The organism is Agromyces sp. LHK192 (assembly GCF_004006235.1).
GTDB lineage: Bacteria > Actinomycetota > Actinomycetes > Actinomycetales > Microbacteriaceae > Agromyces.
Genome location: NZ_CP034753.1, coordinates 3,140,935 through 3,164,151 on the forward strand (window position 1 = coordinate 3,140,935; position 23,217 = coordinate 3,164,151).

Genomic DNA, 23,217 nt, shown 5'->3' on the forward strand with positions numbered 1-23,217 from the left:
CTCCTTGAGAAGTTTCCTGAATCGTTCTTCGTGCCTGGCTCAGATTTCGTCGATGTTCGACGACTCGAAGCGCGCGGAGATGTTGATGCCGAGCTCCTCCGCAGCGCGGAAGGCCTCGTCATCGGTGTCGCGGAGCGAGACCGCGGTGCCGTCGGCCGAGAGGACCTCGACGTTCAGGCACAGCGACTGCATCTCCTTCATGAGCACCTTGAAGGACTCGGGGATGCCGGGCTCCTGGATGTTCTCGCCCTTGACGATCGCCTCGTACACCTTGACGCGGCCGAGGATGTCGTCGGACTTGATCGTGAGGAGCTCCTGGAGCGCGTAGGCGGCACCGTACGCCTCGAGCGCCCACACCTCCATCTCACCGAAGCGCTGACCGCCGAACTGCGCCTTACCACCGAGCGGCTGCTGGGTGATCATCGAGTACGGGCCGGTCGAGCGGGCGTGGATCTTGTCGTCCACGAGGTGGTGCAGCTTCAGGATGTACATGTAGCCGACCGAGACGGGGTACGGGAAGGGCTCGCCGGAACGGCCGTCGAAGAGCTGCGTCTTGCCGCTCGAGTCGATGAGCCGCTCGCCGTCGCGGTTGGGGAGCGTCGAGTCGAGCAGACCCGCGATCTCCTCCTCGAGGGCACCGTCGAACACCGGGGTCGCGACCTTGGTGCCGGGGGCGGCCTCGTGCGCGGCCTCGGGCAGGCGCTTGGCCCACGTCGGCTTGCCGTCGACCTTCCAGCCCTGCTTGGCGACCCAGCCGAGGTGGGTCTCGAGCACCTGGCCGAAGTTCATTCGACCGGGGATGCCCAGCGGGTTCAGGATGACGTCGACCGGGGTGCCGTCGGCGAGGAACGGCATGTCCTCGACGGGCAGGATCTTCGAGATGACGCCCTTGTTGCCGTGGCGGCCGGCGAGCTTGTCGCCCTCGGTGATCTTGCGCTTCTGGGCGATGTAGACGACCACGCGCTGGTTGACGCCCGAGCCGAGCTCGTCGTCGCCGTCCTGCGCGTCGAACACCTTGACGCCGATGATCGTGCCCTGCTCGCCGTGGGGCACCTTCAGCGACGTGTCGCGGACCTCGCGGCTCTTCTCGTTGAAGATCGCGCGGAGCAGGCGCTCCTCCGCCGACAGCTCGGTCTCGCCCTTGGGCGTGACCTTGCCGACGAGGATGTCGCCGGGGCGGACCTCGGCGCCGATGCGGATGATGCCGCGCTCGTCGAGGTCGGCCAACAGGTCGGGGCTGACGTTGGGGAGGTCGCGGGTGATCTCCTCCTTGCCGAGCTTGGTGTCGCGGGCGTCGACCTCGTACTCCTCGATGTGGATCGAGGAGAGGACGTCGTCCTTCACCAGGTTCTGGCTGAGGATGATCGCGTCCTCGAAGTTGTGGCCCTCCCACGGCATGAACGCCACGAGGAGGTTCTTGCCGAGCGCGAGCTCGCCGTTGTCGGTCGCGGGACCGTCGGCGATGACCTCGCCGACCTCGACCCGCTCACCGGCCGTCACGACGACGCGGTTGTTGTACGACGTGCCCTGGTTCGAGCGGTCGAACTTGCGCAGGTAGTAGGTCTGCGTGCCGCCCTCGTCGAGCTGCACGGTCACGGCGTCGGCCGAGACCTCGGTGACGACACCGGCCCGGTCGGCGGTGACGACGTCACCGGCGTCGATCGCGGCGTAGCCCTCCATGCCGGTGCCCACGAACGGCGAGTCGCTGCGCAGCAGCGGCACCGCCTGACGCTGCATGTTCGCACCCATGAGGGCGCGGTTCGCGTCGTCGTGCTCGAGGAACGGGATGAGCGACGTGCCGACCGACACCATCTGGCGCGGCGAGACGTCCATGTAGCCGATCTCGTCCGCCGGGAACAGGTCGACCTCGCCGCCCTTCTTGCGGGCGAGGACGCGGTCGTCGGCGAAGTGGCCGTCGGCCTTCAGCACGGCGTTGGCCTGGGCGACGATGTAGTCGTCCTCCTCCATCGCGGTGAGGTAGTCGATCCGGTCGGTGACCTTGCCGTCGACGACGCGACGGTACGGCGTCTCGATGAAGCCGAACGAGTTGATGCGCGCGAACGACGCGAGCGAGCCGATGAGGCCGATGTTCGGGCCTTCAGGGGTCTCGATCGGGCACATGCGGCCGTAGTGCGACGGGTGGACGTCGCGGACCTCGACGCCGGCGCGGTCGCGGCTCAGACCACCCGGGCCCAGGGCGCTCAGGCGGCGCTTGTGGGTCAGGCCCGCGAGCGGGTTGTTCTGGTCCATGAACTGCGACAGCTGCGACGTGCCGAAGAACTCCTTGATCGCCGCGACGACGGGTCGCACGTTGATCAGGGTCTGCGGCGTGATCGCCTCGATGTCCTGCGTGGTCATGCGCTCGCGGACGACGCGCTCCATGCGCGAGAGGCCGGTGCGGACCTGGTTCTGGATCAGCTCGCCGACCGCGCGGATGCGACGGTTGCCGAAGTTGTCGATGTCGTCGACGTCCAGGCGGATGTCCACGGCCTTGCCGCCGCGGCGACCCGGCAGGGTCGCACGGTCCTCGTGCAGGGCGACCAGGTACTTGATCGTGCCGACGATGTCCTGGACGGTCAGGACCGAGTCGGTGAGCGGGGCCTCGAGGCCGAGCTTCTGGTTGATCTTGTAGCGGCCGACCTTGGCGAGGTCGTAGCGCTTCGGGTTGAAGTAGAAGTTGTCGAGGAGCGCACGCGCGGCCTCGGCGGCCACCTGCTCGCCCGGACGGAGCTTGCGGTAGATGTCCTTGAGCGCCTCTTCCTTCGTGAGGATGTTGTCCTTCTCGAGGGTGAGGGCGATCGACTCGTAGCCGGCGAACTCCTCGAGGATCTCTTCCGAGGTGAGGCCGAGGGCCTTGAGGAACACGGTGACCGACTGCTTGCGCTTGCGGTCGATGCGGACGCCGACCTGGTCGCGCTTGTCGATCTCGAACTCGAGCCACGCACCGCGGCTCGGGATCACGCGCGCCGAGTAGATGTCCTTGTCGCTCGTCTTGTCGGGCGTGCGCTCGAAGTAGACGCCCGGCGAACGGACGAGCTGCGACACGACGACGCGCTCGGTGCCGTTGATGACGAAGGTGCCCTTCGGGGTCATCAGCGGGAAGTCGCCCATGAAGACCGTCTGGGTCTTGATCTCACCGGTGAGGTGGTTCATGAACTCCGCGTTGACGTACAGCGGCGCGGAGTAGGTCTTGCCCTTCTCCTTGCACTCGTCGAGCGTGTACTTCGGCGGCTCGAGCTCGGGGTTCGTGAACGAGAGCTGCATGGTCTCGCCGAGGTCCTCGATGGGCGAGATCTCCTCGAAGATCTCCTCGAGGCCGGTGGCGTCGGGGAGGTCCTGACGACCTTCCTCGACCGCAGCAGCGACGCGCGCCTTCCACGCGTCGTTTCCGACGAGCCAGTCGAAGCTCTCGGTCTGCAGGGCGAGAAGGTCGGGTACCGTGAGGGTGTCGGTGACCTTCGCGAACGAGAGGCGGCTTGCACCGCGTCCGTTCTTGGGGGTGGGCGTGGTTGCGTTGCGCGCAGCAGCCAAGGAAATGACCTCCAGGGCCCGATCGGGCCGGTTCACTGTCGATGGTGGTGGAGTGGACCCCTCAGACGGATGCATCTCCGGGTGTCGAATGACCCCGGACTCGCAAGGAAGCCGACCGCAATATGAAGGCAAGTTGGGTCTGGGAGCGCAAACCTCAACTATAAGCGATATTGTGCGCCGTGTCCAGTCGGTTCCTTGATTTGTGCGCGCGAGTCCGGTATAACCGCGTGCCCGAGTCCCGAACGGCGTAACGTCGAGCCGACGGATGCCCCTCCGATGCGGCATCCGGAACGGGGGACACCATGGGCGGCGACGGCTACGAATACCCGGATGAGGCCGGATATCCCGACGGAACGGGCACCCTCGACGAGGGCACCCGAGAGCGGGCGGGCGATGCGGCATCCGACCGGGCGACGGCGACGGGACCGGCCTCGCCCTCGGCCGACGAGACGTCGGCCCGCGAGGACGACGTCGACCGCGAGACCGACGAGATCGCCGATTTCGCGTCGGAGGACGTCGAGGACGACGAGGGCGTCTGAGGCCGCCGCCCCGCGCGATGCTTCGCCGTGGGACGATGCCTTCCATGGCGCCCTCGCGCAACCGGCCCTCGCGCGACGAACCCGCGCGCATCGAATTCGAGACCGACGTGTTCTCGTCGACCGGCCTCACGCTGCTCGTCGACGGGCAGGCGCAGTCGCACGTGGATCCGGTCGACCCGACCCGGTTGTTCTTCGAGTACACCCGGCGCATCGGCCACGTCGTCGACGCCGTCAGGCCGCCGGGGGCGCCGATCCGCGCGCTGCACCTCGGCGGCGGAGCGCTGACCCTCCCCCGCTACGTCGAGGCGACGCGGCCCGGATCCCGGCAGGTCGTGGTCGAGCACGACCCTGCCGTCGTCGAGACCGTGCTCGCCCGACTGCCGCTGCCCGGCCGCGCCGACATCGATGTGCGGATCCGTGACGCCGCGAACGTCGCGGGTTGGGCCATGGGCGCGACCCATCCGTCGGCGGCATCCGGCTACGACCTCGTGGTCGTCGACCTCTACTCCGGGCTCGAGCCGCCCGAGTTCGTCGCGACCCGTGAATTCGCCGACGCGGTGCTGTCGGTGCTCGCGCCCGACGGCCTGGCCGTCCTGAACGTGGCGGACGCCGCGGGGCTCGGCCGGCTCGGGGACCAGGCCCGCGCGTTCGCCCGTGCCCGTCCGTCGGCCGAGCTGCTCGCGACCGGCGACGCCGCGGTGCTGAGCGGATCCGAAGAGGGCAACGTCGTGCTCGTCGTCGGTCCCGACAGGTTGCCACCGCGCCTCGAGCCGCTGCTGCGTGCCGTCGGTCCCCACCCGGCCGAGGTGCTCACCGCCGAGCGCCTCGACTTCGTCCTCTGGGGAGGGTGCTGAGCCGCCCCCGGCCGGCAGCGGGCGGGTAGCGTGGCATCCGTGCCCGACTTCGAACGCCGCCTCGCACTGAGCGGCCACCTCGCGCGCCTGGAGGAGTCCCGGCGGGAGCCGGGCTCGTGGACGCTCTACGTCGACGGCACGCCGCAGTCGCACCTCGACGTCGAGCACCCCGAGTGGCTCGGCTTCGAGTACGTGCGCCGCATCGGGCACGCCGCCGACCTCGTGGCACCCTCCGGGGAGCCGATCACGGCGCTGCACCTCGGCGGCGGCGGGCTGACGCTCCCCCGCTACCTCGCCGCGACCCGCCCGGGTTCGCGCCAGCAGGTCGTCGAACTCGAGGCCGACCTCGTCGCGTTCGTGCGCGAGCACCTGCCGCTGCCCCGCGGCGAGCAGATCCGGGTGCGCACGGGCGATGCCCGCGAGGTGCTCGCGAAGCTGCCGGCCGGACTCGACGGCGTCGTCGACCTCGCGATCGTCGACATCTTCGCGGGCGCCCGCACCCCCGCGCACGTGACGAGCACCGAGTTCTACGGCCTGATCGCGCCGCGGCTGTCGCCGCGGGGCATCGTCTCCGTGAACGTGGCCGACGGCGCGGGCCTCGCCTTCGCCCGGTCGCAGGCCGCGACGCTCGCGCACGTGTTCGCGCACGTCGCGCTCGCGGCCGACTCGAACATGCTGAAGGGCCGCCGCTTCGGCAACGTCGTGATGTACGCGTCGGCAGCGCCGCTCCCGTTCGACCGGATGCCCCGACTGCTCGGCAGCGACCCGGCGCCCGCGAAGCTCGTCGAGGGCGCCGAGTTCCGCACGTTCGCGGCCGGCGGCCGGGTGGTGACGGATGCGACGGCCGTGCCGTCGCCCCCGCCGGCACGGTCGATCTTCCTGTCGCGCTGAGCGGGGCGCCCGAACGGCGGCGGGCGCGCCCGATCAGCCCGCGCGCACCCAGCCGGGCCGGCTCGGCGCGGTCTCGTTCCACACGCGGTCGAGTGCGGTGACGACGTACGTGTACGCGGTGCCCGGCGCTGCCGCGGCATCCACCCATTCCTGGCGGACGGCGTCGGCTGCGCGCACGGTCGCGACGAGGTTGGCGGCGTCCTCGACGTCGATCGACGCGACCCGGCCCTCGACGCGGTAGACCGCGAACGACGTGGCCCGCCGGTCGGGCCGGATGGCGTCGAGCCAGACGACGCGCGCGCCGTCGTCGACGCGGTGCACGACGGCGAGCACGGGCGTGCGCACGTCGGTCTCCGGCAGCCACGGCATCGCGGGCACGATCGCCGGCGTCGGGTAGTGGCGGTCGCGCAGCAGCGTCATGGCTCCCTGCGGGTCGGCGGGCACGTGGTTGGCCGAGAAGTAGACGTTGCCGTGCACGGGTGCGCGGTCGGCGTCGACCTGCCGGTCGAAGTCGAGGTGGTTCGAGAGCTCGGCGGGGTCGGTGAACACTCCCGAGGTCACCTTGTAGAGCGCCTCGCCGATGTAGAGGTGGGTGCCGGATGCCTCGGCGACGTCGGCCCACCAGGGCACGAGCGCGGCGTAGTCGGCGACGGCGAGCCCGAACTGCCAGTAGATCTGCGGGTTGATGTAGTCGAGCCAGCCCTCGACCACCCACTTGCGGGTGTCGGCGAACTGCATGTCGTACGACTGCGAGCCGCTCGTGGCGGAGCCCGCGGGGTCGGTCGCCGCGTTGCGCCAGATGCCGAACGGGCTGATGCCGAACTTCACCCAGGGCTTCGTGGCCTTGATGCGTTCGGAGATGGACCGCACGAAGGTGTTCACGTTCTCGCGCCGCCAGTCGGCGATGTCGGCGAACCCGGCACCGTGCGCGGCGTAGGTCGCGGCATCCGGGATCGTCTGCCCGGCCACCGCGTACGGGTAGAAGTAGTCGTCGAAGTGCACGCCGTCGAGGTCGTAGTGCTCGACGGAGTGCATGATCGCCTGCTGGATGTGCTCCTGCACCTCGGGCAGGCCCGGGTCGAAGTAGAGCTTGCCGCCGTACGGCCAGATCCACTCGGGGTGCACGCGTGCGGGGTGCTCGGGGACGAGCTTCGTGGGGTCGGCCTGCATCGAGACCCGGTAGGGGTTGTACCAGGCGTGCAGCTCGAGGTTGCGCCGGTGCGCCTCGTCGACGATGAACGCGAGCGGGTCGTAGCCGGGGTCCTGTCCCTGCACGCCGGTGAGGTACTGCGACCAGGGTTCGAGCGGGCTCGGCCAGAACGCGTCGGCGGTCGGGCGCACCTGCACGAAGACGGCGTTGAGGTTGAACTGCGCGGCGACGTCGAGCCAGCGCAGGAACTCGGCCTGCTGGTCGGCGGCCGACAGGCCGGTCTTGGAGGGCCAGTCGATGTTGACGACGGAGGAGATCCACATGGCGCGCAGCTCGCGCTTGCGGGGCGCGAACGCGGCGCCGGCGGCGGTGCCGTCGGCGCGGGCGGGCGAGGCGGCCAGCGTCCCGATCGTGACGGAGAAGGCGGATGCCGCGGCGCCGGCCACGGCGAGGGTGAGGAAGCCCCGGCGGGCGAGCCCTGCGGGGCCGGAGTCGGACGTCGCCGGTTCCGGGGTCGGTGTCGTGGTGGCCTGATGCATCGCTGGATCCTTCCGTAGGGTTGCGGAAGATACTTCCAGCTCAGGCATAAATTGTGAAGAGTTGTTTCCAGACTCGTCACGCGTGCCGGAAGCGGATCCCCTGACCGGGCCGCACCTGCGCCAGCCGGTCGAGCGATGCCGGGGCCACGATCGCGACCACGGGGTATCCGCCCGTCACCGGCCGGTCGGCGAGCAGGATCGTCGGCTGCCCCGACGGCGGCAGCTGCATCGACCCGGGCACCGTCGCCTCGCTCGGCAGCTCGCCGATGCGGCGGGCGAGCGCCGACCGCTCGAGCACCGGCCCGTCGATCCTCGCGCCGACGCGGTCGGCCGCCGCCGACATGCGCCACTGACCGTCGAAGAGGCGCACGGTCGACGCCTCGTCGAGCCAGTCGGCACGCGGACCCGGGAGCAGCGCGAGGGTCACGGTTCCCTCCGAGGGCGGGTACGCCGCCTCACGGTCGAGCGTCGGCACGGATGCCGCGGGCTCCGACCCGATCGGCAGCACCCGGCCCGCCTCGACGCGGGCGGGGCCCAACCCCGACAGCGTGTCGGTCGACCGGGAGCCGAGCACGGGCGGCTCGTCGACCCCGCCCCTGACGGCGAGCACCCAGCGGATGCCGCGCTCGGGCGCCGCGAGTTCGAGCACGGCGCCGTCCACTCCGCGGGCCGCCGTGTACGGCGTCACCCGGCGTCCATCGAGCCGGATGTCTCCCCAGGCGCCGGCGACCGCGAACCATCGGGTGCCCCGGAACCGGGCGCGGAACCCGCCGCCGACGACCTCGAGGCCTGCCGCGCCGTCGGGGTTGCCCACGAGCCGGTTCGCGAGCGCGAGCGCGCCGCGGTCGAGGGCGCCCGACGCCGCGACGCCCAGGTGCGCGAGCCCGGGTCGGCCGAGGTCCTCGACGAGCGTCAGCGGCCCGGGTTGCTCGACGAGCAGGGCGTCGGAGGCGGGGTGGAGGGCACCGGTTCGCCCGCTCATGCCCCGGTCACCGCCTCGAACCGCACGTGCGCCCCGGGCGCGAGCAGGGCGGGCGGCTGCGCCGCGGCATCCCACAGCGGGGCGTCGGCCCGCCCGATCAGCCGCCAGCCGCCGGGACTCGAGCGCGGGTAGGCGCCGCTGAAGCCGCCGGCGAGGCCGACCGCGCCCGCCGGCACCGATGTGCGCGGCGACGCGAGGCGCGGCACGTCGAACGGCCAGTCCTCGCTCACCAGGTACGCGAACCCGGGAGCGAATCCGATGAACGCGACCCGCCAGGCGGCGGCGGCGTGCCGTGCGACCAGCTCGTCCGGCGCGAGGCCGAGTTCGTCGGCGACCTCGGCGAGGTCCCGGCCGTCGTACCGCACCGGCACGATCACGGGCTCGGCCGTACCCGCCGCGCCGGTCGGAGGCGGAGCATCCGTCGTCGCGCGCCGGATCCAGCTCGCCGCCGACTCGAGCGGCAGCATCGCGGGGTCGACGCTCACGAGCACCGTCCGGGCCGCGGGCACGAGCTCGACGACGCCGGCGGGCGCCGTCGCCGACAGGGTGTCGTGCAACGCCAGCACGTCGGGCAGCCCGTCGCACTCGACGAGCAGCGCCGACGCGCCCGACGGCAGGATGCGCCGGGTCACGCGAACGCCCGCAGCTCGACCCCCGCGCCGGCGAGCGCGGCACGCACCCGCGCCGCGAGCGTGATCGCGCCCTCGGTGTCGCCGTGCAGGCACAGCGAATCGGGCCGGAGGTCGAGCCGGTCGCCGTCGACCGCGGCGATCCCCCCGGTCGTCGCGAGCTCGACGGCCCTCGCGGCGACCGCCTCCGGATCGGTCACGACCGCACCGGGGCGGCCGCGCGGCACGAGGCCTCCGTCGGGCAGGTAGGCACGGTCGACGAACGCCTCCCGCACGAATCGCAGGCCGGCCTCGGCGGCGCGCGCCTCGAGTGCGTTTCCCGGCGCGCCGAGCACCGCGAGGCCCTCGTCGAACGCCGCGACGGCCTCGACGTACGCCGCGGCGGCCTCGGCGTCGACGCCGAGCCGGTGGTACAGCGCACCGTGGGCCTTCACGTAGGCGACGCCGATGCCCGCCGCGCGGGCGAGCGCGTCGAGCGCACCGAGCTGCACGAGGAGCTCGGCGGCGATGACGTCGGGCGGGGTGCCGAGCTCGCGGCGGCCGAATCCGTCGAGGTCGCGGTACCCGGGATGCGCACCGAGCGACACGCGGTGCGCCGTCGCCAGCCGGACGCTGCGCCGCATGACCACGGGGTCGCCGCCGTGGAACCCGCACGCGACGTTCGCACTGGTCACCAGGGGGAACATCGCGAGGTCGTCGGCGACCTCGACGTCGCCCACGGCCTCGCCGAGGTCGGCGTTGAGATCGATGCGCGCGCTGCGGGTGCCGGCCGTCACCCTCCCATTCTGTCGCCGGCGGCGGCAGACTGGGCAGAGGGCGTGGGGCAGAGGGCGCGAGCGGCACCCGGGCGACCGCCGCCGGAGGGCGATGCATGCGAGGACGGGACGACGAGAAGCGGTCGGCGGCGGCCAGGGCCGCGGTGGGCTCGCTGGCCGTGCTCGCGGCGCTGAGCGGATGCCTCCCCGCCGGCCCCGCCCCAACGCCGAGCGCCACGCCGACCCCCGAATCGGCGAGCCCGAGTCCGACATCGACGGCGACGGCGACGCCCCCCGAGGCCCCGCCGCCGGTACTCGTGCCCGCCGGGGAGGCATCCGACATCGCCGTCGGACTCGATGCGCCGTGGTCGGTGCTGCGCCTGCCCGACGGCGGCGTGCTCGTCAGCGAACGCGACACGGCCCGGATCGTCGAGGTCGGCGGCGACGGCTCCGCCCGCCCCGTCGTCGACGTGCCCGGGGTCGCGCCCGCGGGCGAGGGCGGCCTGATGGGGCTCGCGTTCCTGCCGGGCGCCGCGGCCCGGCCCGACTTCGTGTACGCGATGTTCACCGGGCCCGACGACAACCGCATCGTGCGGATGCCGCTCAGCGGTGCCCCGGGCGCACTCGCGCTCGGCACCCCGGAGGTCGTGCTGGCGGGCATCCCGAAGGCCGGGAACCACAACGGCGGGCGGCTCGCGTTCGGGCCGGACGGATTCCTCTACGCGACCACGGGCGACGCCGGGCAGCGCGACGCCGCGCAGGATCCGGCGTCGCTCGCCGGGAAGATCCTGCGGCTCGCCATCGACGGCACGCCGGCCGCGGGCAACCCGTTCGCAACGCACGCGTGGTCGATCGGGCACCGCAACCCGCAGGGGCTGGCCTGGGACGCCGAGGGCCGGCTGTGGGCCGCCGAGTTCGGGCAGAACACGTGGGACGAGCTCAACCTCGTCACCCGCGGTGCCAACTACGGCTGGCCGATCGTCGAGGGACAGGCGGGCGACGGCCGGTTCAGCGACCCGGTCGCGCAGTGGCCGACGTCGGAGGCGAGCCCCTCCGGCCTCGCGATCCTCGGCGATACCGCCGTCGTGGCGGGACTCGGCGGCGAGCGGATCTGGACCGTCGCTCCGCTCTCCGGCGTCGCGCCGTCGGCCGGTCGGGCAACCGTCGCCCCGACCGCGACGCCGTGGTTCGTCGACGGGTACGGGCGCATCCGCGACGTCGTGCCGGGCGCCGACGGCGAACTGTGGTTCCTCACCAACAACACCGACGGTCGCGGATCACCGCGCGACGGCGACGATCGGCTGGTGCGCGTCGGCGTCGCGCCCCTGCCCTGACGTCCGCGCGCAGGGCTATCCTGAGCCTCATGGCGGATCTCGATCGGGTGCGACGCTGGGCCGAGGCGCTCATCCGCATGCACCTCGACGCCGAGATCTGGACCTTCGGATTCGACAACGCGAAGAAGCGCGCGGGCCTGTGCAACTACACCGCCAAGCACATCTCGGTGTCGCGCTACCTCGCCGCCCGGTACGGCGACGACGAGATCCACCAGGTGCTGCTCCACGAGGTCGCGCACGCGATCGCCGGTCCGCGCGCCGGTCACGGCCCGAAGTGGCGCCACGTCGCGGAGTCGATCGGGTACGTGGGGCGGCGCACGCACGACGGCGAGATCGCCGACGAACTCGCGCCGTGGGTGGGTCGCTGCCCCTCCGGACACGAGCACTACCGATATCGTGAGCCGGTGCGCCCGTTGAGCTGCGGCCTGTGCCGCCGCGGATTCGATCGCGCGAACCTCATCGTCTGGCAGCGCCGCGTGATCACCCCCGCGATGCGTCGGCGGGCCGCGAGCAGCGCCGTCGATCCCGCAGGGTGATCGTCGGCACCCGTCGACGAACCCCGTACCGCCCCCACGCCCCGCACCGCCCCCACTCCCAGACCTCGCGCCGCCGCCCCGGACCGCGCCCGACCCGATTGTGTTGCGCATGACCGTCTCAACCGTCACGATTCCGACCGGCCAGTGGATCGACGCCCCCGACGGCCAGCGCTGGTGGTTCGACTCGGGCTCGCTCGCGCTCGACTTCGCGTACACGGGTGCCTTCGCCGACGCCCACGTCCGCGGCGAGCGCCTCCACCAGCCCGACGACCTGACCGGATGGCTGCGCGAGCGGTTCCCGGTCGCCGTCGGCGCCGCGCGTTCGCGCGACCTGTTCGACGCGGTCGCACTGCGCGACGCGATCACGCGCCTCGCGGTGGCCGCGAGCCGCGGCGAGGCGCTGCCGGGGAGCGACGTCGACATCGTGAACCTGTACGCGGCGACGCCGGACATCCCGCCGGCGCTCGGGGGCGGCACCCGTCAGGCGGGCCGCTCGGTGCAGACCGTCGGCCAGGCGCTGTCGACGATCGCCCGCGACGCGGTCGACGCGTTCTCGCCGGCAGGGACCGACCGCATCCGCGACTGCAGCGCCGACGGCTGCGACATCGTCTACCTCGACACGTCGCGAGCGGCGACCCGGCGGTGGTGCTCGATGCAGCGGTGCGGCAACCGCGCGAAGGTGCGCGCGCACCGTGCGCGCAAGGGGATGCGGGTCTCCGAGGCGGCCTGACCGGCCGGGATGCGGCGGCGTCATCCGTCGCCGGATGCTCTGGGCGGCGTCGGTCGCCGGATGCCTCGGCGGCGTCAGTCGCCGGACGCCTCGCGCACGACCCGCACCTCGTCGGCCGTGCCGACCGCAGCGAGGTGGTGCAGCCGCTCCGGGGCGAGACCCGAGGCCGTGGCCTCGCGCCCCTGCACGGATGCCGCGGTGAGGTGGCGCACCGCGCGGCGCAGGCCCGTGTAGGCCGCGGCCGCGACGGCCGCCTCGGGCGACGTGTCGTCGATGCCGAGGTCCATGAGCGCGTCGACGACCGCACCGGCCGCGAGCAGGTCGGGCACGCCGACCCCGGCGTCGGACGCGGTCGCGATCGCGAGGTAGGCGCGCCGGCCGAGTCGCTCCTGCTCGGCGAGGATCCACCGTGCGACCGCCGGAGCGTCGGCGAGACCTGCGGCGAGCACGGCCGCCGTGCCCGCAGCGGCCGCGGCGGTCGGGGCGTCGGATGCCGCTCCCAGCGCGTCGACCCACACCACGACGTCGACGCCGTCGGCGATGCGGGCGAGGCCGGGCTCGCCGCGGTCGAAGCGGACCTGGTACTTCCCCTGGGAGGCGGGCGCGTGCGTGGTCATCCGTTCAGGCTATCCGCGCCGATCGGCACGGTCGTCTTCGACGGCGCCCGCGCGACGCCGGATGACGTGCCGGAGCGCCCGCGTCACCCCTGCGTCCGCGTCACCCCTGCGCGCCGTCGTACCGGGCGAGTGCTTCGGCGTCCGCGGCGCGTGCGGCCGCGCGACGTGCGGCGTCGAGCGCGGCGACCGGGTCGGGCTCCTGCCGCGCGATGACGAGCTGACGTTCGGCCTCGGCGAGCCGGGTCCGCGCATCCGCGCCGACGCGACCGCGGCCGCGCTCGATGAGACCGCGGGCGACGACGAGGTGGCTCTCCGCGATCGCGAGCGCGCCGCCGAGCGCCGACCTCGCCCCGTGCAGCCTCGACGACGACCGCTGCATCTCCGCACGGGCGGCCTCGAGTCGGTCGCGTGCCGCGCGCAACCGGTCGCGTCGGAGGAACGGATCCGTCCGCGCGGGCGCGGGTTCGGCCAACAGGACGGCGGTGTCGCGCAGCACGACGCCGAGCGCGACCGTCGCGGCGGCCAGTGCCGGGTCCGCGGCATCCGCGCCCGACGAGGCGGTGTCGCGGTCGGTGCGTGCCCGGGCGAGCTCGTCGTCCAGGCGTCGCGCCTCGACCCGAGCAGTCTCCACCGCGGCCGCGAGGTCCGACTCGACGCGTTCGACGGCCGCGATCCGGCGCTCGGCGTCGTCGGCGGCCGCGCGGGCCCTCCCGAGCATCTCGGCGGCGGAATGGCCCGATCGAGCCTGCGCGGAGCGCACGTCGTCGAGCGCCGCCTCGGCGTCGCCGAGCGACGTGCTCGCCGCCTCCCGGTCGGCCGCGGCTCCGGCGAGCGCCGATCCCGCGAAGCGTTCGGCGAGGTGGGCCACGGATGCGTCCGCCCTGGTCAGCCGATCGGTGAGCCCGGCGACCCGATCCCGTACGTCGGGGAGCTCGGTCGGCACGTCGCGTTCGGCCTCGCGCGCGGACGCCAGCGTCGCGGCCGCGTCGTCGACGAGCCCGACCGCGGTGCGGCATCCGTCGATGATCCTGCCGCTCCAGGTCCGGCGCTCGGCGGCGGTGTCGGGCTCGGCGTCGTCGAGGCGCTGCTGCAGGAAAAGCGCCTCGCGGAGCATCCGGGCGCCCTGCTCGACCGCGTCGGCGAGCGGCGAGGCGGCAGCGCGCCCGAACTGCGCCTCCGCGTAGGCGACCTCGCGCCGCCCCTCGCGGATCGCCTCGTCGGCGCGCACGATCCAGGTCTTCGCCTCGATCTCGCCCTGCCGGCCGGCGGCGAGCGAGATCCGCTCGCGCCGTCGCGCGGCGGCGCGGAACCCGGTCACGGCGAGCACCGCGAGCACGGCGGCTCCGCCGAACACGACCAGGGACGGGAGCCACCACGAGGCGTCGAGCATGCCGGGGAGTCTAGGGCGTGTCTGACAACGCTCGGTGCGAGCGAGGCGTCGAGGTCCACGGCGGCATCGAGCCCGACCGGCCGATCCGCCGGGCATTCGCGGTGGAACCCGTCGCGGCGACATGGCATCGTCGTCGGCATGAGTCCGACGCGCGAGGGCGACCCGGCGCCCGAGGGCGACTCGCCGCCCGACGGCGAGCCGGCCCCCACTGCGGATCCGACAGCAGCCGCTGCACCGGATGCCTCCGCGGCCACGCCCGCACCGGGCCCGGCGGTCACGCCCGCGACCGCGGCCCCGCGGGCCGCGTATGACATCGTGCGTCTCGCCCTGGCGTGCATCGCCGGCTTCAACGCCGCATGGATCACGCTGGTGATCGTGGTCATCCTGCGCGGATGGGAGCCGACGACCGACCTGTTCGCGCTCTGCGTGTTCGCGTTCTCGGCGGCGTCGTCGTTCGCGTACCTCCTGCACACGCTCCGCACCTTCGGCCGGATGAGCGCGCCACGCCTGCGGCAGGTCCTACTCGCGACGAACGCCGGCGGACGGTTCGGCCGGGTGGGCGAGGTGCTTTCGGGCACCGGGCCGACGATCGCCGTGCAGTGGTCGGTGATCGCCGTCGGGGCGGTGCTCGTCTTCACGCTCTGGCCCGGCCTGCTGAGCGAGACGACCACCGTGTTCTTCAGCGTCCTCGTCGTCGCCGCCTCCTGGGCGGTCACGGTCGTCGCATACGCGGTGCACTATGCCAGGTACGACGAGGCCTACGGCGGATTCGACTTCCCGACCAAGCGGTCGGAGCGCATCTTCAGCGACTACGTCTACCTCGCCGTGCAGGTGCAGACCACGTTCTCGACCTCGGATGTCTCGCTCACGCTCCCAGGCCCCCGCAGGCTGGTGACCGGGCACACGCTCGTCTCGTTCGCGTTCAACACGGTGATCATCGCGATGTTGATCACGGTGATCTTCATCGGGCACTGACCCGTCGACCTCGGCGCCGAGGAGGGCGACGCGAGCGCGCGCCCCCTTGGCGGGCGGCACCGCCACGCCTACGCTCGCTGCATGCGGGTGCTGTTGAAGCTGACCCTGGACGCGCCGGTCGACGCCGTGTGGCGAGCCCTTCGCTCGCCCGCGGTGCTGCGCGAGGTGGTGGCGCCGTGGCTCGACTTCGCGTCGCTCGAACCGGGCGGGTTCCCGACGACGTGGCCCGAAGGGCGGCACCGGCTGCGCGCGCTCGCGTTCCGACGGGTGCCGGCCGGCGAGGAGGTGGTCGACGTGAGCTATCCGACGAACGTGCCGATCGGGGTGCGGATGCTGCGCGACGGCGGCGGCGCGGTCACCGGGCCGCTATCGGCGTTCTCGAGCTGGGACCACCGGATGGCGGTCTCCGCGCTTCCCGACGGGCGCACGCTGTACCGCGACCGGCTGCTCGCGACCTCCGGTGACGCGATCACGGATGCCGCGCTCTGGTACCCGACCTGGCTGTTCTGGCAGTGGCGGGGAGCGCGCCTGCGGGCGCTCGCCCCGACGTGGTCGTTCGATCCGCCGGGCAGCGCCGACGAGAGCAGCGCCGACGAGAGCAGCGCCGACGGCGGCGGGACGGTCGCCGCATGACCACCACACTCGCCGCCCTCCAGCTCGCCGACTGGCGTCGCCGGGTCGCCGGCCTCTACGCGGGGGTCCGCCAGCTCAGCGCGACGAACCCCGCCGCCGGCCACGAGCTCTGGCGCTCGGGGCGCGACGAGCTGTTCGCCGGGCATCCGCAGTCGCCGTTGCTGCCCGACGACCGGGCGGACTTCACCGGGCTCACGATCTCGCGGTACGACCCCGACTGGCGGTTCGAACTCGAGGTGCGGCGCGTCGACGGACCGGTGCGGATGACCGTCGACTCGGCCACGGACGGAGCGATCCCGTTCACGCTGGTGGGCACGGTTCGGGTGCCGACGATGGGCACGCTCGACGTCTGGCGCGTCATGAGCTACGCGGGCGGGCTGTTCGTCCCGGTGAAGGACGCCCTCGCCGGCGCACCGGGCGGCACCTACGGCGGCGGTCGGTACCTGCTCGACACGATGAAGGGCGCCGACCTCGGCGCGGGAGCCGGCGACGACTCGCTCGTCCTCGACTTCAACTTCGCGTACAACCCGTCGTGCGCGTACGACCCGTCGTGGTCGTGCCCGCTCGCGCAGGAGGGCAACACCCTGCGCGACGAGGTGCCGGTGGGCGAGCGGATGCCCCGCTGACGAGGCCCGGCGCGACGTCGACGGGGATTCCCGGCCTCCTCGCAGGGGCATGGGCTATGCTCGTCCACGGTGTTCCGCCCCGCTCGGGGCGACTGCGCGTCGAAGCGCCACCTGCGTCGGAGAACGCTTCCGGGCCTCGGCCCGATGACTCATTCATTCGGCGAACGGATTCGCCGCCCGGCGACTTCGCCATGCTCCCCGCGGCATCCCGCCGCGCGGCGCCACCATGCCCTGAAAGGCCGATCACACCCGTGACCGAAACCACCTTCCGCACGCTCGGCGTGCCCGCCCCGCTCGTCGCCGCCCTCGAGGCCGACGGCAAGACCACCCCGTTCCCGATCCAGGCCGACACCCTGCCCGACACGCTCGCCGGACGCGACGTGCTCGGCCGGGGCAAGACCGGCTCGGGCAAGACCATCGCCTTCGCACTGCCGCTCGTCGCGCGCCTGGGCACCTCGCTCGCCGGCGGACGCCGTCGCGCCGGCCGCCCGCTCGCCCTCGTGCTCGCCCCCACCCGCGAGCTCGCGACGCAGATCACCAACACGATCGAGCCGCTCGCGGCCGCGTACGACCTGCGCGCCACCACGATCTTCGGCGGCATCAACCAGAAGCGCCAGGTCGAGGCGCTGCGCGCCGGCGTCGACATCGTCGTCGCCACCCCCGGCCGTCTCGAGGACCTCATGAAGCAGGGCTTCATCACCCTCGACGCCGTCGAGATCACCGTGCTCGACGAGGCCGACCACATGGCCGACCTCGGGTTCCTCCCCGTCGTCACGCGCATCCTCGACAAGACCCCGGCCGGCGGCCAGCGCCTGCTGTTCTCGGCGACGCTCGACAACGGCGTGGACAAGCTCGTCAAGCGCTACCTGCAGAACGAGGTGCTGCACTCGGTCGACGAGGCGCACTCCCCCGTCGCCGCGATGACCCACCACGTGTTCCAGGTCGAGGACGTCGACGCGAAGAACGCCCTCGTGCAGACGCTCGCGTCGGGCACCGGCCGCCGCATCCTGTTCATGCGCACCAAGCACCAGGCCAAGAAGCTCGCGAAGAAGCTCACCGAGCAGGGCATCCCCGCCGTCGACCTGCACGGCAACCTGTCGCAGCCGCAGCGCGACCGCAACCTCGCCGCGTTCGGCGACGGCTCGGTGCACGTGATGGTCGCGACGGATGTCGCCGCCCGCGGCGTGCACGTCGACGACGTCGAGCTCGTGATCCACGTCGACCCGCCGATGGAGCACAAGGCCTACCTGCACCGCTCGGGTCGCACGGCACGTGCCGGCAGCGAGGGCGATGTCGTCACCATCGCGCTGCCCGCGCAGATGGACGACCTGAAGAAGCTCCTGCGCAAGGCCGAGATCACGGTCGCGCCCGAGCGCGTCACGCCCGAGTCGGCGAACGTCGTCGCGCTCGTCGGCGAGGTCGCGCCGTACGTGAAGCCCGCACCGAAGCAGCCGACGCAGCAGCAGGGCGGCGGCCGGTCCACCGGCGCCAACGCCCGCCGCAAGCAGGCCGCCCGCTCCGAGCGCGCCGCCGGCCGGCTCACCGAGTCGGATGCCCCGGCCCGCCCTCGTCGCGACCGTTCGGGTCGCCCGGCCGACGCCAAGGCGAATGCGCCCAAGCGCGGCTCCGGTCACAGCCGCGGCGCGCAGAGCACCGGTGCGCAGCGCAACGCCTCCGGCGCGCAGCGCCAGGCATCCGGTCGTTCGGATCAGCCGGCGCACGGCTCGACCGCCGGCCAGGGCGGGCAGCGTCAGGCCGCGCACGGCGGCCAGGGCGCGCCGAAGCAGGGGTCGCACGGCGGCCAGCGGTCGCGCACCGCGAAGCAGCCGCTGCGCGTCGGCGGCCTCGTGCAGCCCAACCGCAACGCCCGCACCAACCGTCGCGCCCAGGGCTGACCTGCTCCTGCTCCTGCTCCTGCTCCTGCTCCTGCTCCTGCCGATCCGTCGCGTGCGAGTTCTTCCCGCCCGTGCGACTTGCACGTCGCACCGGTGGGAGAAACTCGCACGCGATGGATGGGTGGGGTGGGCGGCGGTGAGCCGGTCGGTTCGCATTCGGCAAGGTGATCGCGCCCGCCGCCCGCGCTCGATTTCAGAGTTCGGGAGGCCTCGCCTACCCTTGTGCGCATGAGCACCGATGTTGTTGCCGATGTCGTCGTCCGTCCCATCCGGGACTCCGATGCCGAAGCCCTCGGCCGCGTGCACGCGACCTGCTGGCACGAGACCTACGATCACCTGATCAGCGCCGCCGCGTTCGAGAACCTCTCCCCGCGACGCATGGCCGAGCTCTGGAACCACCTCGCCGAGCGCGGCGAGGAGTACTCGCAGTTCGCCGCACTCGTCGACGGCGAGATCGTCGGATTCGTCGGCTCGGGTCCCGCCCGAGACGAGGACGCGCCGCGCCCTCGCGAGCTCTACTTCATCTACGTGCTCGACCGGTTCCACGGCACCGGCATCGGCACGAAGCTCTTCGACGCCGCGATCGGCGAGGGCGAGGGCGTGTACCTCTGGGTCGCCGCCGACAACCCCCGCGCGCACCGGTTCTACGAGCGCAACGGATTCACGCTCGACGGTTCGGAGCAGGTGCAGCCGTTCCTCGGCGAGGAGCTCCACGAGGTCCGGTTCGTCCGCTGATCCGGGGCATCCGCTGCTCAGGGGCATCCGCAGATCGACGCCAGAACCGGCCGGCGCGGGTTCGCCGCGCCGGCCGGCCCTCTGGTGCTGGTCGGCTGAAGCCGACCAGGTCGCCGGTCAGTTGAAGCCGACCAGGTAACTCGGGATCGTGTCGACCCCGCTGGCCTCCTCCCCGAGTCCGTTGACCACGTGCGAGATGACGCCGTTGCCGCCGAGCGACACCGCGACGAGGCTGCGCAGGCGGATCCCCGGCTTGGCGGGGACCTCGATGGCACTGGTCGTCACGATCGACGGGTCGACGTTGTTGTACGAGTACACGCCGACGCCCCACGCCTGGTGCTCGTCCACGTCGTCGGCGACCTTGTAGCTCGCCCACCCTCTGGTCGAGCCGTTCATCCAGGCCGCCTGCGACGGCGGGTCGTAGGCGAGTTCCGACTGGTAGAACACGGTGCGTCCGCGCTCGCCGTTCCAGACCGTGTTGTGCTGCTGGTAGTGCTCGACGAAGAGCCCGTACGCGGTCACGTCGTCGCCGTTCACGACCAGGCCCCGGTCGGCGGTGTTGAGGTCCCACCCGATGCCCTCGCCGTGGTCGCCGCGCCACGACCAGATGTGGTCGACGAGCGTGTCGTCGCTGTGGATCACGAGTGCCTCGTCGACCTTCCCGGCCACGGCCCCGCCGACGCGGAGGAACACGTCGTGCAGCGCGATCGGGTCGTCGCTGTGATCGGCGGATGCCCCGGGCTCGCCGACCTCGAGCAGCACCGGTGCGTGCTCGGTGCCGGCGTCGAACAGGACGCCGGCCACGGTGACGCCGTCGACGTCGGCGACCTGCATGGCCGCGGTGCCGCCGTCGTTCACGATGGTCGCGTATCCGAGTCCGAGCACCACGGTGTCGGGCCGGGTCACCCGGATGGGCTCGTCGACGTGGTGGACACCCGGGGTGAGCAGCAGGTGCAGCCCCTGCGCGAGCGCCTGGTTGATGCGCTCGGCCGAATCACCGGGCTGCGCGACGTAGACGTCGTCGAGCGGGATCGAGGTGCCCGGCGTCGGGCCGTCCTCCCAGGTGGTCCCCCGCGTGTCGGTCCGCAGCGACGGCACGAAGATCGCCCAGTCGTCGCCGGCCCAGTACAGGTACGGCTTCTCCTTGGTGATCGGGCTCCGGTCGAGCACGGTGTGCGACGGGTTCGGGAAGTGGTTCGCGGGCGAGCCCTCGACCCCCGAGAACACCATGTTCCAGACCGATCCCTCCCAGGCGCCGAACGTCGAGTCGCGGTTCAGCCACTGCTGCTGCGAGTACGAGCGCACGACGCCGTCGACCTTGGAGTCGGCGATGTAGCCGCCGCTCGACCAGCCGTAGCTGGACGGTGCGAGGCTGAGGTCGCCGAGCACGTGCACGCGGCGCATCGGCGCGGCCTGCGATACCGCCCACCGTGCCTCGCCGGTGTGCGGGGCGATCGCGAGGTTCTCGACCGAACGCCAGAAGTTCTGCGTCGCGTTGCCGCCGAACCACTGCGCGTCGACCCAGACGCCGCCGTTGATGCGCACGTCGTCGGGATTGCGCCCGGCTCCCGAGATCGAGGTGTTGAACCCGATGTGGGCGTGCACGTCGTAGGTGCCGGGCTTGAACAGGAACTGGTCGCGGCGCTGCCCGAACTGCGACGTCTCCTGGGCCTGGAACGCCGCGTCGAGCTCGGCCTGGATGGTCGAGTCGGGTGTCGTGTCCTCGTAGACGTGCACGTTGGGCCCGAGGTCGCCGCCGCCCTCGATCTCCTCACCGGGATCGGTCGGGTCGGTGGGATCCGTGGGGTCGGTCGAGCCGCCGCCCGGGATGCCGAACACGCGCGCCTCCCAGAGCGAATAGCCGTACCCCGTGCCGCGCTTGGTGAAGTCGAGCTTCACGTAGCGGCCGTCGCCGTCGAGCGGCACGGTCTGGGTGCCGCCGCGCCCGCCGACGACCTGGCCGACGGTCTCCCATGCCGACCCGTCGTCGGAGGCGAGCACGCGGAAGTCCGCGCCGTAGGCGCCCTCCCAGACCAGCTCGATGCGGTCGAGGTCGGCGCTCTCGCCGAGGTCGACCTGCAACCACTGCGGGTCCCTGAACGTGCTCGACCACCGGGTGCCGAGGTCGCCGTCGACCGCCGCCCGGGCGGGCGTGTAGTCGGGGTTCTCGACCGACGACGCGGTCACCGTGCGTCCCTGCGACAGGAGTTCGGCTTCGGCCGCCGCCGCGGGGGCGACCGCTGCGAAGCCGGTGCCGACGACGGCTGCCGCCGTGATCGCCGCGAGCGCGGCGGTGCGAGGCATCCGGCCGTTCATCGTGCACCTCCCGGCAGGGTCGGCGGCAGCAGCTCGAAGCTCTCGTCGAGCACGCCGCCGCGATGCGGCTTGTACTGGTCGAAGCCGCTCGGGTTGCACTGGAGTCCGCCGTTGATGCAGTGCTCGACGAGCCGTTCGAGCACCTCGGGCTCCCACGCGTTCACGAAGTCGTAGTGCCACGACTGGTCGCTGCCGCTGGAGAGCCGGACGTCGGACAGGTCGCCGGACACCGGCCAGGCGATCTTGAACTCGATCATCGGCACCGCGATCGGGTGCGACATCGGGCACTGCCCGTTCACGGGGTACGCCATGTGCGGGCCGTGCCCCATCTCCGCCGCCGACTGCGGGGTCAGGTGCATGCCGTCCCAGCAGGACGGCGCCTGGTAGCGGATGTTGAGCTCGGTGCCCGGGTCGCAGTAGTCGGGGATGCTCCAGCTCTTCGAGATGCCACCGCACTCCCAGCCCTCGACGGCGCCGGGCGCCGTGCGGAACGAGTCGACCGTGGCCTTCATGTCGCCGGCGACGAACCGCAGTCCCTGCGGGAACGGCTGCACGGCCGTGTAGTCGTCGATGCCCGACTTGTAGTAGATCGTCATGGGGATGTCGGGCTCCACGGCCGTCGTCCCGTCGTACAGCGAGGGGAACCAGTACGAGGAGTGGTCCTGCGGCACCGTGCACGTCGAGTCGGGGTTCGCGAACAGCGTCTCGGGCGTCGAGAACGCGTTCGTCGACCGGTTGCCCACGAACGTGTGCAGGTGCGACGCGCCGGGCTGGCCCGGGAAGACGACCGGGTCGTCGGGCAGGTGGTGCGAGAAGGTGCAGTTCGCCTGGAACTCGTGGTGCGTGACCTCGTCGTTCCACGCCGGCGGATCGCCGGGATCGACGACGTCGCCGTCGCCGTAGACCGAGAACTCGAACAGCGAGTAGCCGTATCCCGTGCCGCGGTCGGTGGCGACGAGCTGCACGTATCGGCCGGAGCCGGTGAAGGAGAGCTCCTGCACGCCGCCCGTTCCCTCGGTCACGGCGGCGACCGTCGCCCAGGTCTGCGCGTCGTCGGAGACCTGCACGGTGAACGCGCGAGCGTACGCTGCCTCCCAGTCGAGCACGACGCGTTCGAGCGGATGGCTCGCGCCGAGGTCGACGCGGAACCACTCGTCGTCGGTCGGGTTGCTCGCCCAGCGGGTCGATCGGTCGCCGTCGACGGCGAACCGGGGGCCGAGGTTGCCGGCCTCGGAGCTCGAGGCAGCGGTCAGGGCGCCTCGGGAGAGCAGGGTCGCCGGCGCGGCGGCGGCCGTCTGCGTGGCGACGAGGGCGGTCGCCGCGACCGCGAGCGCGGCCAGTCCGGCGAGGGCGGTGGCGAAGCCGGCCGGTCGGCGGACGCCGCGCCTCGGCGGCGGTGCGCCGTCGGGTGCGGCGCCGAGCGGCGCGGGCATGGGGAGGTCGGTTGACATGAGGGTCCAGCTTCCTGGTCTCCGGGGCGGATGCCCCGGCGCACGCCCGTGATGCGGGCGCGCTCGATCGTGGTCGGCGGCCTGGGCCGCCCGGGTTCGGGTCGGCGCG

General features: G+C 72.6%; 20 protein-coding genes. 11 read left to right on the plus strand and 9 right to left on the minus strand.

The window, feature by feature from the left end:
• Positions 1-39: 39 nt before the first annotated feature.
• A complete protein-coding gene (rpoB, locus tag ELQ40_RS14260) occupies positions 40-3,531 on the minus strand; it encodes a DNA-directed RNA polymerase subunit beta (protein WP_127794281.1) in 3,492 nt (1,163 codons plus the stop codon).
• Positions 3,532-3,833: 302 nt separating this feature from the next.
• Between rpoB and ELQ40_RS14265 the strand changes: the two genes are divergently transcribed.
• The 3 genes from ELQ40_RS14265 to ELQ40_RS14275 are packed head-to-tail and all read left to right on the plus strand — an operon-like array spanning position 3,834 to position 5,815.
• Positions 3,834-4,070: a hypothetical protein gene (locus ELQ40_RS14265; protein WP_127794282.1), complete on the plus strand. Its 237-nt coding sequence runs from the start codon at positions 3,834-3,836 to the stop codon at positions 4,068-4,070.
• A gap of 44 nt (positions 4,071-4,114) precedes the next feature.
• Positions 4,115-4,924 carry a spermidine synthase gene (locus tag ELQ40_RS14270; RefSeq protein ID WP_127794283.1) on the plus strand — a complete coding sequence of 270 codons (810 nt, stop codon included), beginning with the start codon at positions 4,115-4,117 and terminating at the stop codon, positions 4,922-4,924.
• Positions 4,925-4,963: 39 nt separating this feature from the next.
• On the plus strand, positions 4,964-5,815 hold the full coding sequence (locus ELQ40_RS14275) for a spermidine synthase (RefSeq protein WP_127794284.1): 852 nt from the start codon (positions 4,964-4,966) through the stop codon (positions 5,813-5,815).
• A gap of 33 nt (positions 5,816-5,848) precedes the next feature.
• Here the strand turns inward: ELQ40_RS14275 and ELQ40_RS14280 are convergent, their stop codons facing one another.
• The 4 genes from ELQ40_RS14280 to ELQ40_RS14295 all read right to left on the minus strand — a co-directional run bounded on the left by ELQ40_RS14280 (position 5,849) and on the right by ELQ40_RS14295 (position 9,864).
• The gene (locus ELQ40_RS14280) at positions 5,849-7,504 is read right to left on the minus strand and encodes a glycoside hydrolase family 10 protein (RefSeq protein ID WP_127794285.1); all 1,656 of its coding nucleotides are present in this window, start codon (positions 7,502-7,504) and stop codon (positions 5,849-5,851) included.
• 76 nt (positions 7,505-7,580) lie between these two features.
• Positions 7,581-8,486: a biotin-dependent carboxyltransferase family protein gene (locus ELQ40_RS14285; RefSeq protein ID WP_127794286.1), complete on the minus strand. Its 906-nt coding sequence runs from the start codon at positions 8,484-8,486 to the stop codon at positions 7,581-7,583.
• Positions 8,483-9,118, minus strand: coding sequence for an allophanate hydrolase subunit 1 (locus ELQ40_RS14290; RefSeq protein ID WP_127794287.1), 636 nt, complete (start codon positions 9,116-9,118; stop codon positions 8,483-8,485). Before ELQ40_RS14290 ends, ELQ40_RS14285 begins: the two co-directional genes overlap by 4 nt.
• Positions 9,115-9,864, minus strand: a complete 750-nt coding sequence (locus ELQ40_RS14295; protein WP_127795324.1) for a LamB/YcsF family protein — start codon at positions 9,862-9,864, stop codon at positions 9,115-9,117. Before ELQ40_RS14295 ends, ELQ40_RS14290 begins: the two co-directional genes overlap by 4 nt.
• A 122-nt stretch (positions 9,865-9,986) precedes the next feature.
• On the opposite strand from ELQ40_RS14295, the gene ELQ40_RS14300 reads away from it, so the two are divergent.
• The 3 genes from ELQ40_RS14300 (at position 9,987) to ELQ40_RS14310 (ending at position 12,470) form a co-directional block, all read left to right on the plus strand.
• Positions 9,987-11,204, plus strand: a complete 1,218-nt coding sequence (locus ELQ40_RS14300; RefSeq protein WP_127794288.1) for a sorbosone dehydrogenase family protein — start codon at positions 9,987-9,989, stop codon at positions 11,202-11,204.
• A gap of 29 nt (positions 11,205-11,233) precedes the next feature.
• Positions 11,234-11,740 carry a SprT-like domain-containing protein gene (locus ELQ40_RS14305; protein WP_127794289.1) on the plus strand — a complete coding sequence of 169 codons (507 nt, stop codon included), beginning with the start codon at positions 11,234-11,236 and terminating at the stop codon, positions 11,738-11,740.
• A gap of 109 nt (positions 11,741-11,849) precedes the next feature.
• The gene (locus ELQ40_RS14310) at positions 11,850-12,470 is read left to right on the plus strand and encodes an ABATE domain-containing protein (protein WP_240665806.1); all 621 of its coding nucleotides are present in this window, start codon (positions 11,850-11,852) and stop codon (positions 12,468-12,470) included.
• Between the two features lie 74 nt (positions 12,471-12,544).
• Here the strand turns inward: ELQ40_RS14310 and ELQ40_RS14315 are convergent, their stop codons facing one another.
• Both ELQ40_RS14315 and ELQ40_RS14320 read right to left on the minus strand, forming a co-directional pair.
• A complete protein-coding gene (locus tag ELQ40_RS14315) occupies positions 12,545-13,087 on the minus strand; it encodes a hypothetical protein (RefSeq protein WP_127794290.1) in 543 nt (180 codons plus the stop codon).
• Positions 13,088-13,187: 100 nt separating this feature from the next.
• Entirely contained in the window at positions 13,188-14,477 is a 1,290-nt protein-coding gene (locus tag ELQ40_RS14320) for a hypothetical protein (protein WP_127794291.1), read from the minus strand.
• Positions 14,478-14,615: 138 nt separating this feature from the next.
• On the opposite strand from ELQ40_RS14320, the gene ELQ40_RS14325 reads away from it, so the two are divergent.
• The 5 genes from ELQ40_RS14325 to ELQ40_RS14345 all read left to right on the plus strand — a co-directional run bounded on the left by ELQ40_RS14325 (position 14,616) and on the right by ELQ40_RS14345 (position 19,341).
• On the plus strand, positions 14,616-15,452 hold the full coding sequence (locus ELQ40_RS14325) for a DUF1345 domain-containing protein (RefSeq protein ID WP_127794292.1): 837 nt from the start codon (positions 14,616-14,618) through the stop codon (positions 15,450-15,452).
• 81 nt (positions 15,453-15,533) lie between these two features.
• Entirely contained in the window at positions 15,534-16,085 is a 552-nt protein-coding gene (locus tag ELQ40_RS14330; RefSeq protein WP_205649349.1) for a hypothetical protein, read from the plus strand.
• The gene (locus ELQ40_RS14335; protein ID WP_127794293.1) at positions 16,082-16,711 is read left to right on the plus strand and encodes a DUF1684 domain-containing protein; all 630 of its coding nucleotides are present in this window, start codon (positions 16,082-16,084) and stop codon (positions 16,709-16,711) included. The genes ELQ40_RS14330 and ELQ40_RS14335 overlap by 4 nt, the downstream gene beginning before the upstream one ends.
• Before the next feature lie 251 nt (positions 16,712-16,962).
• On the plus strand, positions 16,963-18,606 hold the full coding sequence (locus ELQ40_RS14340) for a DEAD/DEAH box helicase (RefSeq protein WP_127794294.1): 1,644 nt from the start codon (positions 16,963-16,965) through the stop codon (positions 18,604-18,606).
• A 228-nt stretch (positions 18,607-18,834) separates the two neighbouring features.
• The gene (locus ELQ40_RS14345; RefSeq protein ID WP_127794295.1) at positions 18,835-19,341 is read left to right on the plus strand and encodes a GNAT family N-acetyltransferase; all 507 of its coding nucleotides are present in this window, start codon (positions 18,835-18,837) and stop codon (positions 19,339-19,341) included.
• Positions 19,342-19,458: 117 nt separating this feature from the next.
• On the opposite strand, the gene ELQ40_RS14350 is transcribed toward ELQ40_RS14345, so the two are convergent.
• Together ELQ40_RS14350 and ELQ40_RS14355 are read right to left on the minus strand one after the other, a co-directional pair.
• The gene (locus ELQ40_RS14350) at positions 19,459-21,645 is read right to left on the minus strand and encodes a discoidin domain-containing protein (RefSeq protein WP_240665807.1); all 2,187 of its coding nucleotides are present in this window, start codon (positions 21,643-21,645) and stop codon (positions 19,459-19,461) included.
• A gap of 8 nt (positions 21,646-21,653) precedes the next feature.
• Positions 21,654-23,108 carry a DUF1996 domain-containing protein gene (locus tag ELQ40_RS14355; protein WP_240665808.1) on the minus strand — a complete coding sequence of 485 codons (1,455 nt, stop codon included), beginning with the start codon at positions 23,106-23,108 and terminating at the stop codon, positions 21,654-21,656.
• Positions 23,109-23,217 lie beyond the last annotated feature (109 nt).

Excerpts from the sequence above, each read along its gene's own strand:
- ELQ40_RS14300 (WP_127794288.1), top strand. The coding sequence starts at position 9,987 with ATGCGAGGACGGGACGACGAGAAGCGGTCGGCGGCGGCCAGGGCCGCG.
- ELQ40_RS14345 (WP_127794295.1), top strand. The coding sequence starts at position 18,835 with ATGAGCACCGATGTTGTTGCCGATGTCGTCGTCCGTCCCATCCGGGAC.
- ELQ40_RS14285 (WP_127794286.1), bottom strand. The coding sequence starts at position 8,486 with ATGAGCGGGCGAACCGGTGCCCTCCACCCCGCCTCCGACGCCCTGCTC.
- ELQ40_RS14305 (WP_127794289.1), top strand. The coding sequence starts at position 11,234 with ATGGCGGATCTCGATCGGGTGCGACGCTGGGCCGAGGCGCTCATCCGC.
- ELQ40_RS14330 (WP_205649349.1), top strand. The coding sequence starts at position 15,534 with ATGCGGGTGCTGTTGAAGCTGACCCTGGACGCGCCGGTCGACGCCGTG.
- ELQ40_RS14325 (WP_127794292.1), top strand. The coding sequence starts at position 14,616 with ATGAGTCCGACGCGCGAGGGCGACCCGGCGCCCGAGGGCGACTCGCCG.
- ELQ40_RS14270 (WP_127794283.1), top strand. The coding sequence starts at position 4,115 with ATGGCGCCCTCGCGCAACCGGCCCTCGCGCGACGAACCCGCGCGCATC.
- ELQ40_RS14310 (WP_240665806.1), top strand. The coding sequence starts at position 11,850 with ATGACCGTCTCAACCGTCACGATTCCGACCGGCCAGTGGATCGACGCC.
- ELQ40_RS14320 (WP_127794291.1), bottom strand. The coding sequence starts at position 14,477 with ATGCTCGACGCCTCGTGGTGGCTCCCGTCCCTGGTCGTGTTCGGCGGA.
- ELQ40_RS14355 (WP_240665808.1), bottom strand. The coding sequence starts at position 23,108 with ATGTCAACCGACCTCCCCATGCCCGCGCCGCTCGGCGCCGCACCCGAC.
- ELQ40_RS14280 (WP_127794285.1), bottom strand. The coding sequence starts at position 7,504 with ATGCATCAGGCCACCACGACACCGACCCCGGAACCGGCGACGTCCGAC.
- ELQ40_RS14315 (WP_127794290.1), bottom strand. The coding sequence starts at position 13,087 with ATGACCACGCACGCGCCCGCCTCCCAGGGGAAGTACCAGGTCCGCTTC.
- ELQ40_RS14265 (WP_127794282.1), top strand. The coding sequence starts at position 3,834 with ATGGGCGGCGACGGCTACGAATACCCGGATGAGGCCGGATATCCCGAC.
- ELQ40_RS14335 (WP_127794293.1), top strand. The coding sequence starts at position 16,082 with ATGACCACCACACTCGCCGCCCTCCAGCTCGCCGACTGGCGTCGCCGG.
- ELQ40_RS14350 (WP_240665807.1), bottom strand. The coding sequence starts at position 21,645 with ATGCCTCGCACCGCCGCGCTCGCGGCGATCACGGCGGCAGCCGTCGTC.